Origin of the sequence: Pseudoalteromonas sp. PS5, assembly GCF_004103255.1 — a bacterium.
Classification (GTDB): Bacteria; Pseudomonadota; Gammaproteobacteria; order Enterobacterales; family Alteromonadaceae; genus Pseudoalteromonas; species Pseudoalteromonas peptidolytica.
On the sequence record NZ_RCSQ01000100.1, the window covers coordinates 1 to 12,912 of the forward strand.

The 12,912-nt window shown below is 43.0% G+C and carries 10 protein-coding genes; 5 read left to right on the plus strand and 5 right to left on the minus strand.

Annotated features, from left to right (window positions below):
- Positions 1 to 113 precede the first annotated feature (113 nt).
- Positions 114 to 3,287 (minus strand): multidrug efflux RND transporter permease subunit, encoded by a 3,174-nt coding sequence (locus tag D9603_RS13580; RefSeq protein ID WP_128731714.1) that lies wholly within the window; start codon positions 3,285 to 3,287, stop codon positions 114 to 116.
- A 4-nt stretch (positions 3,288 to 3,291) separates the two neighbouring features.
- Complete coding sequence (locus D9603_RS13585) at positions 3,292 to 4,467, minus strand: efflux RND transporter periplasmic adaptor subunit (protein WP_128731715.1); 1,176 nt, start codon at positions 4,465 to 4,467, stop codon at positions 3,292 to 3,294.
- 604 nt (positions 4,468 to 5,071) lie between these two features.
- Between D9603_RS13585 and D9603_RS13590 the strand changes: the two genes are divergently transcribed.
- Positions 5,072 to 5,674: a TetR/AcrR family transcriptional regulator gene (locus D9603_RS13590; protein ID WP_128731716.1), complete on the plus strand. Its 603-nt coding sequence runs from the start codon at positions 5,072 to 5,074 to the stop codon at positions 5,672 to 5,674.
- Here D9603_RS13590 and D9603_RS13595 read toward each other — a convergent pair.
- From D9603_RS13595 to D9603_RS13605, 3 genes are all read right to left on the minus strand, one after another.
- On the minus strand, positions 5,658 to 7,502 hold the full coding sequence (locus D9603_RS13595) for an ABC transporter ATP-binding protein (RefSeq protein WP_128731717.1): 1,845 nt from the start codon (positions 7,500 to 7,502) through the stop codon (positions 5,658 to 5,660). The genes D9603_RS13590 and D9603_RS13595 overlap by 17 nt on opposite strands.
- Positions 7,503 to 7,872: 370 nt before the next feature.
- A complete protein-coding gene (locus D9603_RS13600) occupies positions 7,873 to 8,319 on the minus strand; it encodes a DUF3010 family protein (protein WP_128731718.1) in 447 nt (148 codons plus the stop codon).
- Positions 8,320 to 8,353: 34 nt separating this feature from the next.
- On the minus strand, positions 8,354 to 9,343 hold the full coding sequence (locus D9603_RS13605) for an endonuclease/exonuclease/phosphatase family protein (protein ID WP_128731719.1): 990 nt from the start codon (positions 9,341 to 9,343) through the stop codon (positions 8,354 to 8,356).
- 235 nt (positions 9,344 to 9,578) lie between these two features.
- On the opposite strand from D9603_RS13605, the gene thrS reads away from it, so the two are divergent.
- The 4 genes from thrS (at position 9,579) to rplT (ending at position 12,865) form a co-directional block, all read left to right on the plus strand.
- On the plus strand, positions 9,579 to 11,489 hold the full coding sequence (thrS, locus tag D9603_RS13610) for a threonine--tRNA ligase (RefSeq protein WP_128731720.1): 1,911 nt from the start codon (positions 9,579 to 9,581) through the stop codon (positions 11,487 to 11,489).
- 56 nt (positions 11,490 to 11,545) lie between these two features.
- On the plus strand, positions 11,546 to 12,109 hold the full coding sequence (infC, locus tag D9603_RS13615) for a translation initiation factor IF-3 (protein ID WP_125253974.1): 564 nt from the start codon (positions 11,546 to 11,548) through the stop codon (positions 12,107 to 12,109).
- A 180-nt stretch (positions 12,110 to 12,289) separates the two neighbouring features.
- A complete protein-coding gene (rpmI, locus tag D9603_RS13620; protein ID WP_010604868.1) occupies positions 12,290 to 12,490 on the plus strand; it encodes a 50S ribosomal protein L35 in 201 nt (66 codons plus the stop codon).
- A gap of 15 nt (positions 12,491 to 12,505) precedes the next feature.
- Positions 12,506 to 12,865 carry a 50S ribosomal protein L20 gene (gene rplT, locus D9603_RS13625; protein ID WP_010376973.1) on the plus strand — a complete coding sequence of 120 codons (360 nt, stop codon included), beginning with the start codon at positions 12,506 to 12,508 and terminating at the stop codon, positions 12,863 to 12,865.
- Positions 12,866 to 12,912 lie beyond the last annotated feature (47 nt).

Sequence of the window (12,912 nt, forward strand, 5' to 3'; positions counted from 1 at the left end):
CCGATCTCGGGTTAATTAAGCAGATTGGTATAATTATCCGAAGCTCAGATTGCTTAGGATCAAAAACGCCTGAGAAATTCAGGCGTTTTACTTTGGCTTGCGATTAAGGCGGGTTACACCAGCCCTTCATCTGTTTCTACATGCTCTTCTTTGTGGTGTTTGGCAATCTCATCTGAAAGCGCTTGTTTGGAGCGTTTTTCTGATAGTCGCCTTGCCATTAGCCAATAGAAGAATAATGGTAAGAAAAATACCGCGAGGAAAGTCGCAGAGAGCATCCCACCCATAACCCCTGTACCAACACTGTGTCTTGCTCCTGCACCTGCGCCTGAGCTCATCACCAAAGGAACAACGCCAAGGATGAAAGCAAGTGAAGTCATAATGATGGGTCTAAAGCGTAGTCTAGCGGCTTCTAGTGCTGCAGTGGCAGGACTCCATCCTTCTTGGTATTTCATCAATGCGTATTCAACGATCAAGATAGCATTTTTACTGGCAAGGCCAAGTAGCGTCACCAAACCAATTTGGAAGTAGACATCGTTGGTGAGTCCTGCAATCCAAATCGATACTAGTGCGCCAAAGGTGCCAAATGGTAGTGCTAGCATCACAGAGACCGGTAATGACCAACGCTCATAAAGTGCCGCGAGGATCAAAAATACCATGATCACAGCCATACCTAGCGCAATACCAGTGGTACCAGAGTTTTGCTTCTCTTGAAACGCAGAGCCTGTCCATTCGTAAGTCATATCTGGGGGGAGTACTGCATTAGCGATACGCTCAAATTCAGCAATAGCTTGTCCTGAACTGTAACCTGGCGCGGCTTCACCCATTAACTTCACCGCTGATAAATTATTATAACGGTTCATGGTTTCAGGACCTCGGCTGTATTCAATATCTGTAAAGGCAGAGATAGGAACCATTTCGCCACGGTTGTTTTTCACATATATGCGTCCAACATCTTCCGGTGTCATTCTAAACTCGGCTTCTGCAGACATAATTACTTGCCATGCACGACCAAACTTATTGAAATCGTTAACGTAGTAATTACCCAAATTAGCAGCCAGAGCGTTAAACGCTGAATTGATATTAACTCCCATGGCACGGGCTTGTTCACGATCCATATGCACTTTCAACTGCGGCGCATCAGGACGCCATAGCGTTTGAATACCTGTAAGGATTGGACTCTTCTGGGCTTCAGCCATGATCATCTGCATGCCTTGCTTTAATTTAGCAGGATCAGAGCCGCCTTTATTTTGCAAGAAGACTTCAAACCCACCTGTAGTACCCAATCCAAAGATAGGAGGTGGATTAAAAGCAAGTACCAATGCTTCGTTGATGTGTGCGGTCTTCATAAATAGCTCACCAACAAGTTCTTTCGCTGACACGTCTCGCTCATCCCAATGTGTTTGTGTCACAAACATCGTCGCGGCGCTATTTTTGAAACCTCCGCCGATGAAGTCCATTCCCGTAAACGCCACAACGTTTTCGTTAGCTGGGTTTGATTTCGCAGCTGCGATGACTTCATTGGCTACTTTAGCGGTGCGCTCTAGTGAAGAGCCATCAGGTAAAAATACAGCAATCATGTAGTAACCTTGATCTTCGTCAGGTACTAAAGAGCTTGGTGTTTTTTGCCACAAAAATACCGTTGCACCAATCATGGCTGCCATCAATGTTAGGCCAACAAAACCACGGCGAACCATAAAGCTAACCGCACCAACATAGCGTCCGGTTACACGATGGAACCAGTCATTGAACCACAGGAAGAACTTGGCATCTTGTTTGTGCTCGTGCTTAAGCAGCAACACACAAAGCGCAGGCGTCATCGTCAGTGCAACCACACCAGACAAGCTAACCGAGATCGAAATAGTGATCGCAAATTGGCGGAATAGTTCACCTGTTAAGCCACCTAAAAAGGCGATAGGTACAAACACTGAACATAGCACCAGCACAATCGCAACGACAGGGCCACTTACTTCCTGCATGGCTTTAACCGCAGCCTCTTTAGCCTGTAAGCCCTGCTCGTGCATAATACGCTCAACGTTTTCAAGTACTACGATGGCATCGTCTACCACGATACCAATAGACAGTACCATGCCAAACAGGGTTAATGTGTTAATTGAATAACCGAGCATATAGAGCCCTGCAAATGTGCCAAGTAAAGATACTGGTACCGCAAGTGTTGGAATTAGCGTTGCACGCCAGTTTTGCAAGAATAGGTAGACCACTAAGAATACCAAGATCATTGCTTCACCTAGTGTTTTTAACACCTCTCGAATTGAAACTTCTACAAATCTTGTGGTGTCATAAGAGTTAACGTGAGCAAGACCGGTAGGGAATTGAGGTTTGATCTGTTCAATTTCCGCTTCTACAGCCTTTGCTACATCCAGTGCGTTTGCACCTGGTTGTAAGAACACACCGAGTAATACAGCCTCTTTAGCGTTGATAGTACCTTGGAAGTTATAGTCTTTTGAGCCTAGTTCCACGCGTGCAACATCTTTAAGGCGAAGTGTTGAGCCGTCAGGATTTGCACGAACAATGATATTTTCGAACTCTTCTGCGGTAGATAATCGACCTTTTGCGGTAACACTGTATACCAAAGACTGCGCGTCTTGAGAGGTTGGAGTTGCACCGATACTACCTGCCGCGTACTGAGAGTTTTGCTCTCTAATTGCACTGGCAACTTCATCCGCTGTAACTTCAAGCTGACTCATAATATCTGGGCGCAACCAAATACGCATGGCATAATCTTTAGCACCAAAGATCTGTACGTTGGTCGTTCCAGGAATTCGCTTAACACGGTCGAGGATATTCATCGTGACGTAGTTTGACGTCCAAAGACTATCTCGAGTTCCATCTGGCGAATAAAACGCATGAACTTGTAAGAAGTTAGAAGAGGTTTTCTGAACAACCACGCCTTGACGTCTCGTTTCTTCAGGTAGTCGAGCTTCAACCTGCTTTACACGATTGTTTACGTCTACCGCAGCCTGGTCGACATCTGTGCCAATCTCGAATGTCACCGCAATTGTTGTGACGCCAGAGTTGGTGCTTGTCGATGTCATATACATCATGCCCTCGACACCCGTTATGGCATTTTCGATAGGGGTCGCGACAGTTTGCTCTAATACATCAGCGGAGGCTCCAGGGTACACTGCTCGAACCTCGACTTGAGGTGGGGCAATTTCAGGGTACTGAGCGACTGGTAAGCTGCGCATTGCTGCCAGACCTGCTAGTACTATCACAATTGAAATAACAAAGGCGAAGATAGGCCTATTTATGAAATATTTGGAGAACATCAGATTATTCTCCTTGCTCGCTCACAGATACCGGCATACCGGGGAAGAAAATTCTAGCCATTCCCTCGACAATCACAGGTTGACCTGTTTGCAGGCCCTCACGGATCACCCACATATTTTCGTTGTTAAGTTTAACCCATTCACCAACTTTAACTGGTGCGGGTAGGGCAACGGTCGTACCTTGTTCGTTCTTAGTTGCAATGTATACAAACTTACCTGTGCCGTTATCCAATACAGCACGTTGTGGCAACACAATCGCATTGTTTCTTACGGCTCCAGATAACTTGACTCGTACAAATTGCCCCGGTCTTAGTCCACCGTTTTCGTTTGGGATGCGAGCTTGCAGTTCACTGGTGCCAGTAAAACGATTTACGCGAACATCGCTAAAGTTTACTTTACCCACTTGAGCGTATAACGACCCATCTTGAAGAATAATTGTGGTATCAAACTCATTGTGTTCTGGTAAAGACAATAAGCCACTTTCCACGTCTTTTCGCATCGCTAATTGCTCGCGCTCTGAAAAGCCAAAACGAGCGCGGATAGTGCTAGTATCAGTTAGCTCTGTTAACAATACGCTAGGTCCTGAAACATAACTGCCCTCAGACATCAGCTCTCGTCCAACAATACCCGAAACCGGAGCCTCAACTTTTGCGTATTCTAAGTCCAGCTCAGCTTCCCTTAATGCCACTTTGGCAGACTCAAGGTTTGCAATCGCAACATCATATGCTGAAACAGAGTTATCAAAGTCGCGTTTGGATACTGAACGCTCGTTTTTTAGTCGCTCAAGTCTGTCACGTTCGCGTTTAGTTTGCTCTACGTTTGCTTTTGCTGCTTGCAGTGCTGCTTTGGCTTTTTCTACGGCTAACTCAAAAGGCTTAAGCTCTATGGTAAATAGCGATTGCCCAGATTTTACAAACTGACCTTCTTCAAAATTTCTCGACTCGATGATCCCTGAAACACGAGAACGGATCTCTACTTCCTTATCACCGGCAAGCGTTGCAGGTAACTCGATATCAAATGGAACCGATTGGGTGGTAACTTGCTGCACGCTCACTTTTGCAGGAGGCATTGCATGGCCACCTCCTTGTTTTGGTGCTTCTGAACACGCGGACAAAGCGCCAAGTGTGAGCATTAAAAAAGATAGGTGTTTTGCACGACTACGTATTGATGTTGGATACATGAACACTCCAATTTCTATATTATCATTTTATGCTGCCCAGCGGGTTTACTGGGAATATCTTGCAATTTGCCTTTAATAACAAGCAGTTGCCTATAATTACATAGGCAACTGACGCAATTCCATGTCTCAACCACACCAAAGTTAAGGCACTTTGATCGACAATTAAGCAAGTAAACGCTAGTGTATACTTAAAGAAATAAAAGGTAAACGACTCCGTGTACTTTTCTTTTGTTTAGGTATACGATCATGTGTACTTTTTATTAACGACTTTTTTGATTAAAATAAAGGGAATGTTGATTTATTACAAAGAGGGCTTATCTCTATATCAGCCTTACTTGGTATACAACTTACCATGTGATTTAGCAGCTAAATAACCTTTGCCCATTGGTGTGGGCGGTGCTTGAGCGAGTTTTTAGGTCAACTGTTACCATTTACGTTTTATCTGGTATTGATAATTCGTAAAATTCAGTAGTCAAAAATGCACAGGCTAACAAAATAAACCATGAGATACTGGCATCCTAAGTGATGACCTTTTGCTTATCCAAACGTTAGGTTATGTAGATGGCTCGCTTTTCCCACTATTAATTAAAGACAGAATAAGTAGATGACGCAACTTTCACCAAAACAGCAGTCAATTTTATGCGCAGCGATTGAAGAATTTGCGCAAAAAGGTTTACAAGCAACCACGATGGAGTCGATCAGCCAATCAGCTGAAGTATCCAAACGAACACTGTATAAACATTATTCAACAAAAGATGAACTGTTTGATGCTGTTGTTGAATTGTTGATTGAACGGATAAAGCCTATTACAGCGATACAGTTTATTCCGAATTATGATTTTTCTGTGCAACTACAGCACCTCGCAAAAAGTGCAATGACGTTGTTAAATGATGAAGATTACATGCGCTTATCACGAATTGTGATGATTGAATCTATGCGCAGCTTTGAACAAGCTCAGAACTTGAATGGCAAATTTAGCCATTGTGAAGCTGAAATGATCCAGTGGTTTGAGGATGCAGCAAATGCAGGCTGTTTAGGGGATTTTGATGCAGATCTTGCGGCCGCGTACTTCTGGGGAGCGCTCAAAAAGCTTGGGTATTGGGAGCGAGCGATTAAATGGCAAGCTCCCCTTCCTGAAGCAGAGCTTGACATATTAGTTGAAAAGGCGGTGGCATTATTTTGTAACGGTGTTACTCAACGCCAATAAAGCCACCGGTTTGGTGGGACCAAAGTTTGGCATAAATGCCACCCAAGGCTAGCAAGGATTGATGGCTGCCTTCTTCAACAATCTTGCCTTCGTCCATTACTATTAGTCTATCCATTTGCGCTATGGTGGAAAGACGATGAGCAATGGCGATTACGGTTTTGCCTTCCATGAGTGCATCTAAGCTTTCTTGAATTGCCTGTTCAACCTCTGAGTCTAACGCCGATGTTGCTTCATCTAATATCAAAATAGGCGCATTTTTTAATAACACTCTGGCAATAGCGATACGCTGTCGCTGGCCTCCTGATAATTTGACACCACGTTCACCGACTTGAGCATCAAAACCTGTATTTCCATGACTATCTTCTAAATCTTGAATAAAGTCGTACGCTTGAGCTTCTTTTGTTGCTGCGATTAATTCTGCTTCTGAGGCATCTGGGCGACCGTAAAGAATATTGTCTCGCACGCTGCGGTGCAACAGTGACGTGTCTTGTGTCACCATGGCGATATAACGCCTCAAACTCTCTTGCTTAACCTCTGCGATATTCTGATCGTCAATGTTAATGCTACCATTATCAGTATCATAAAATCTTAGTAATAGGTTGACGAGTGTAGACTTACCAGCACCTGAGCGTCCAACAACACCTATTTTCTCCCCAGGTTTAATATTGAGGTTAAGATTTTCAATAACATTATGCTGACGTGCAGCATCTTTTCGTTTATAAGCAAAAGTTGTGTTACAAAAATCTATTTTTCCTGCTTTAAAAGCCAATGGTGCAGCGGTCTTTTGATCGACAATTTCAAGTGGTCTAGAGAGAGTATTCATGCCATCTGCAACGGTACCTATATTTTCAAATAGGCCGCTAATTTCCCACATTATCCACTGTGCCATGCCGTTTAACCGCAGCGCTAGGCCAACAGTTATGGCAATTGCACCAGCGCTAATGGCATTAAAAGACCAAAGATAAATAGACAACGCAGCAACCGAAAAAACGAGAAGGTAGTTTAACGTCTGAATACTTACATTAAGGCTAGTTGCTAAACGCATTTGTTTATAAACAGGCTGGATGAATACATCCATACTATCTTTAGCATACTCTTCCTCACGTTTAGTGTAAGAAAATAGCTTGACTGTCGAGATGTTGGTGTAGCTGTCAACAATTCGGCCTGTCATTTCTGAGCGCGCATCAGCTTGTTCGCTAGAGACTTGTTTTAGCTTAGGTACAAAATAGAACTGAAAGCCTATATAGCATCCAAGCCATACTATAAGTGGGATCATCAAACGCATATCACTACTGGCAACGAGCGCAAGCATAGCAGTGAAATAAACCAATATGTATACCAGTACATCAAGTAGCTTCATGACGGACTCTCGCACAGCTAGTGCTGTTTGCATTACTTTAGTCGCAATACGCCCAGCAAACTCGTCTTGGTAAAATGTCATGGACTGCTTTAGCAAATAGCGGTGTGCTTGCCAGCGGATCGCCATCGGGTAATTACCCAGTAAACTTTGGTGCAAAATTGCGCTATGGAAGAAAACGATCAACGGTAAAGCAACTAAGGTGATCAAAGACATTCTGATCAATTCGGTTTGTTTTTCAGCGAATAACGTTTCTGGCGTATAACTGGATAACCAATCAACTAAGTCACCCATAAAACCAAAGAGTGTAACCTCCAATACTGCTAATATCGCAGCACTAAGTGACATAAAGAAAAGCGGCCATCCCATACCTTGGGTATAAAAACGACAAAATGCCAGTAAACCTTGTGGCGGCTGACCGACCTCATGTTCTGGAAATGGGTTGGTAAAGCGTTCAAAAACTCGATACATGAATAATCCCTAAATTTGTTCAGTAGCTAGTTTACCTTGATAGTGCGCCATGCGCGAGTCACAGATTGGTGCTAAATTTGCACAAATAGCTTGTGATTTATTCATTTGATATTGGGACAAGCAGCTAGTTGACTTATCGTGTTACAAACTCAAAACCGGTTAGTGTGTGAAGCAAATTGCTATGACTCCGTTGTGTTGCAAGCATTCATTATTACAAGTGTCCTAAAAATACTATTTAGCAGTCGAGCACAGAGTTTAGCTATCTTGAATTAATTAGGAAGAGAGTTGCAATGAAGGTGTCTGGTCTGTCGAGAAATGTTGGTAACGCAATAGGGTATAAAGGTCAGCGTACTGACCTTTATCGTTTTAACTATTCATCTTTTGCGTATGTTTTACGAAGGATATAAACGTATGCATTAGTAAAAGCCTGCTCTTGGAACTTTTTTAATCCAGTATCTTCAAAGTCCACAGGAATAGGGTTTCTTTTTAGTTGCTCTTTTACTTCGTTTCCAGCGAGGAGTTGCACATCTACATCAGAGATAAGTTGGATAGCGGCTTCCATCTTAAACCCTGCGGCGCTACCTGCAAATTTACCTTTGTGCGGACGCTGGCGAATGGCAACAGAGTCTACGCCATAATCTTGTATTAGTTTTGCAAAGTCGAATTGAAATTTGCGCATTTCCTCAAGGTCAGCTCCTTGGTTGCCCAAAGTAAAGCGTCGCTGACGAATATCTCTGATATCAAAAACATCATCTTCTTTAGTTAGCAAACAAAGAAGCGCTTCGCTGCCAGAAATTTCAACCCCAAGTGTTCTCATTTTCGTGTCCAGATTATGCAAAAATTGAATTATCTCACAGTGTTATTTCTATTGCTATTGCTGCATGGTCAGAATAACAAATATCTTCATCTATACGCCTCGGATCTAGATGAGCATCATAACTATAGTAGTTCAGCGAGGTTACTTTTTGTTCCGCGCGATTGGGATTAAACTCTTTGGAGCATAAAATGTAGTCCAGCACATTGCCTTCCCCGCGATAGTAGTGGCTAGGCGGTTTTTTGCCGTTGCTGTTATCTGCGTAAAAAAAACTGTCAAATAATCCAACGCTATCAAAACTGCTATTTGCCAACGGCGGAAAAGCTTGAGTCATAAAAGACAGGGCAGGGTTTTCTAACGCATCATTAAAATCTCCCATTACTAATGTGGCTGCCTGTTTTTCGCGTTGTGTTTTCAAGGCATCGTAATAAATAATAGAGGCTTCTAGTGACCGAGATATTTGTGATTGCATTGTGCCTACAGTTTCATGTAATAGCGTCAATAGAGGGTCATCTTGATGTGATTCTCCCAACATGTGCGCCATGGAGTGAACACGTTGTGACTTTAGATGTATGGCATAACATGCGAGTAACCCAAATCCGGGAATATCAAATTTACATTTTATTGGCGTACGGTTGAACTTGAACTGATGTTGGTTATTTAGGTATTCAAGTAATTCAGGGCAAGGCTCAAGCGGAGCGAAAGACTTTATAGGTAACTTAGAGGCGATAGCGACGACAGGTTTAAATAGAACATTTGGGTAAACGTGGTCTGGACTGGGTGAGTCTACCGTGGCGAAGTGAACTAACCCTAAATCTTCACAAATTATCTGTAATGCGTCGGGTGTGAACACTTCTTGAAATACAATCACATCAGGATTGATATGTTGAATAAGACCGGTGATGAACTGGGTCTTAGTTTGCCATTGCGTGTCGTTATAATGCTCATGAAGTTGATAAAACGAAAAAGGTGGTGCTGTAAAATTCAATAGATTAAAGGTTGCAAATCGATATCGCTTTTTGGCCACAGAGTATCCCGAAATAGTTTTTGTAAATTAATAGATTAATTTTAGCCCTAGGCTTGCACTTAGCCAAGTTACACGCGAGAATAGTGTCTCTCATACGAAAGACCTTGAATGAGCCGCGATAAGTCGCGCAAGACAATGCTTATTCGTAAAAGCGTTGATAGGCACACTTTACATTTAAAATTAATTAAATACATGTGGCGCATTGTAGGTGTCACCACTGTAAATAGGATTTATCATGCCAGTTATTACTCTCCCTGACGGCAGTCAGCGTATTTTTGAAAACCCAGTAACTACTCTAGACGTCGCTCAAGACATCGGTCCAGGACTTGCAAAAGCAACTATCGCTGGTCGCGTCAATGGTGTGCGTGTTGATGCGTGTGACATCATTGAAAATGATGCTGCGCTTGAGATTATCACCGCTAAAGACGACGATGGCCTTGAGATTATTCGCCACTCTTGCGCGCACTTAATTGGTCACGCAGTTAAACAATTGTTCCCTGAAGCAAAAATGGCGATCGGTCCGACTATCGACAATGGCTTTTACTACGATGTTGACCTTGACCACTCATTGACGCAAGAAGACCTTGAAGCGATTGAAAAGCGTATGTTGGAACTTGCTAAGACCAACTACGACGTAGTGAAGAAAAAGGTAAGCTGGCAAGAAGCCCGCGACGCATTCGAAGCACGTGGTGAAACCTACAAGATGGAAATCTTAGACGAGAATATCGCTAAAGATGATAGGCCAGGTTTATACCACCACGAAGAATATGTTGATATGTGTCGTGGTCCTCACGTACCAAATATGAAATTCTGTCATCACTTCAAGATTATGAAGGTGGCAGGCGCATACTGGCGTGGCAACTCAGAAAACAAAATGTTGCAACGTATTTACGGCACTGCATGGGCAGATAAAAAGCAATTAAAAGCCTACCTTAAGCGTTTAGAAGAAGCTGAAAAGCGCGACCACCGTAAAATTGGCAAAGCACTAGATTTATGGCACTGGCAAGAAGAAGCACCAGGCATGGTGTTTTGGCATAATGATGGCTGGAGCATTTACCGTGAGCTTGAAGACTTTGTACGCGAAAAGTTACGCGAGTACCAGTACGAAGAAGTAAAAGGTCCACTGATGATGGATCGTGGTTTGTGGGAAAAGTCAGGTCATTGGGACAAGTATTCAGATGCGATGTTCACTACGGAGTCTGAAAAGCGTGAATATGCTATTAAGCCGATGAACTGCCCAGGCCACGTTCAAATCTTCAACCAAGGCTTAAAATCTTACCGTGATCTACCACTGCGTATGGCTGAGTTTGGTTGTTGTCACCGTAATGAGCCGTCGGGTGCACTACATGGTTTGATGCGTGTTCGTGGATTTACACAAGACGATGCGCACGTATTCTGTACAGAAGAACAGATCATGGACGAAGTATCAGCTTGTATCAAAATGGTGTATGATACTTACTCAACTTTTGGCTTTGAAAAGATCGTTGTTAAATTATCTACACGCCCTGAGAAACGCATCGGCGAAGATGAGATGTGGGATAAAGCAGAGGCTGCATTGGCAGATGCGTTGAAAGCAAACGACATCGAGTTTGAATATTTACCAGGTGAAGGTGCATTCTACGGTCCGAAGATTGAGTTTACTTTGTATGACTGTTTAGAACGTGCATGGCAATGTGGTACAGTACAACTAGACTTTGCATTACCAGGGCGTTTAGGGGCTACTTATGTTGCGGAAAATAACGAGCGTAAAACGCCAGTTATGATCCACCGTGCAATTCTTGGTTCGTTAGAGCGCTTTATCGGCATTTTAACAGAAGAATATGCGGGTCAATTCCCAACTTGGCTTGCGCCTAAGCAAGTTGTGATCATGAATATTACGGATAAACAAGCCGATTATGTTCACGAAGTTGTACAAAAGTTAAATAAACTTGGAATAAGAGCTTGCGCTGACTTGAGAAATGAGAAAATTGGTTTTAAAATCCGCGAGCATACTTTAAAACGTATACCTTATTTGTTAGTTGTGGGTGACAAAGAAGTTGAGCAACAAGAAGTTGCTGTTCGAACTCGCACTGGTGAAGACTTAGGTAAATTCTCGATTGACGATTTCATCGCGAAAGTTAGCGAAGAGATTAAAAATCGACTATAAATATAAACTTGCGTGTACTTCACTTTTTCTGGTACACGCAACTACTTTTGAATTTTTTGGAGGAACGTACCATTAGAGGCGGCAAAAAAGGGCAAAATAACGCTCAGAAAAATCGTATTAACGAAGAGATTACAGCGAAAGAGGTTCGCTTAATTGACGCTGAAGGCGAGCAGGCTGGCATTGTCTCAACTAGAGACGCACAAAACATGGCGGATGAAGCAGGCTTAGATCTAGTAGAGATCAGCCCAAATGCAGAACCACCAGTTTGTAAAGTGATGGACTACGGTAAGTTCCTTTTTGAAAAAGCAAAAATCCAAAAAGAACAAAAGAAAAAGCAAAAGCAAATTCAGGTTAAGGAAGTTAAATTCCGTCCTGGTACTGATGTTGGTGATTACCAAGTTAAGCTACGTAGCCTTCGCAAGTTTTTGGAAGGTGGCGACAAAGCTAAAGTCACAATTCGCTTCCGTGGTCGTGAGATGGCGCACCAAGAAATTGGTATCGACCTGTTAAATCGTATCAAGACCGAGTTGGAAGAGATTGCTTCAGTAGAATCTTTCCCGAAGAAAGTAGAAGGCCGTCAAATGATAATGATGATGGCACCTATTGCTAAAAAGTCTTAATCTCGGCATAATACGCATCGAATTTAACGCAGGTTTCAAGTGCTTCGGCCACCTGCGTTATCCGGTTTTAAAGTAAGGGCTTGATCCTTCACCGGTTTTAGGTAGTAAGCTAGGCCTACAAGTGAGTTTATCTCCGCCTACTTACATAGTGTTAAGCAATATCATTCGGAGTTATTGCAAATGGCTTATAAGCTAAAATCACACAGAGGTGCTGCAAAGCGCTTCAAAAAGACTGCTTCAGGCGGTTACAAGCGTAAACAGTCGCATCTTCGTCACATTCTGACTAAGAAGTCTTCAAAGCGTAAACTACACCTTCGTGCTAAGTCTATGGTTCATAAGAATGACCTAGGCCTAATCGATCGTATGTTACCATTCGCTTAATAGAGGATATCAGAAATGGCAAGAGTTAAACGCGGCGTAGTTGCACGTGCACGTCACAAAAAAGTATTAAAGCAAGCTAAAGGTTACTACGGAGCGCGTTCACGCGTTTACCGCGTAGCTTTCCAAGCGGTAACAAAAGCTGGTCAATATGCTTACCGTGACCGTCGTGCTAAGAAACGTACTTTCCGTCAACTATGGATTGCACGTATCAACGCAGCTGCACGTCAAAATGGTCTTTCTTACAGCCGTTTCATCAATGGCCTTAAAAAGTCATCGATTGAAATCGATCGTAAGATCCTAGCTGATATCGCAGTATACGACCAAGTAGCTTTCGCAGCACTAGTTGCTAAAGCAAAAGATGGTCTAGCTGCTTAATAAGCAGAGCATGACTTAGTCTTAGGACTAGATCTTGTATTAAAAAG

Excerpts from the sequence above, each read along its gene's own strand:
- D9603_RS13580 (WP_128731714.1), bottom strand. The coding sequence starts at position 3,287 with ATGTTCTCCAAATATTTCATAAATAGGCCTATCTTCGCCTTTGTTATT.
- D9603_RS13585 (WP_128731715.1), bottom strand. The coding sequence starts at position 4,467 with ATGTATCCAACATCAATACGTAGTCGTGCAAAACACCTATCTTTTTTA.
- D9603_RS13590 (WP_128731716.1), top strand. The coding sequence starts at position 5,072 with ATGACGCAACTTTCACCAAAACAGCAGTCAATTTTATGCGCAGCGATT.
- D9603_RS13595 (WP_128731717.1), bottom strand. The coding sequence starts at position 7,502 with ATGTATCGAGTTTTTGAACGCTTTACCAACCCATTTCCAGAACATGAG.
- D9603_RS13600 (WP_128731718.1), bottom strand. The coding sequence starts at position 8,319 with ATGAGAACACTTGGGGTTGAAATTTCTGGCAGCGAAGCGCTTCTTTGT.
- thrS (WP_128731720.1), top strand. The coding sequence starts at position 9,579 with ATGCCAGTTATTACTCTCCCTGACGGCAGTCAGCGTATTTTTGAAAAC.
- rpmI (WP_010604868.1), top strand. The coding sequence starts at position 12,290 with ATGGCTTATAAGCTAAAATCACACAGAGGTGCTGCAAAGCGCTTCAAA.
- rplT (WP_010376973.1), top strand. The coding sequence starts at position 12,506 with ATGGCAAGAGTTAAACGCGGCGTAGTTGCACGTGCACGTCACAAAAAA.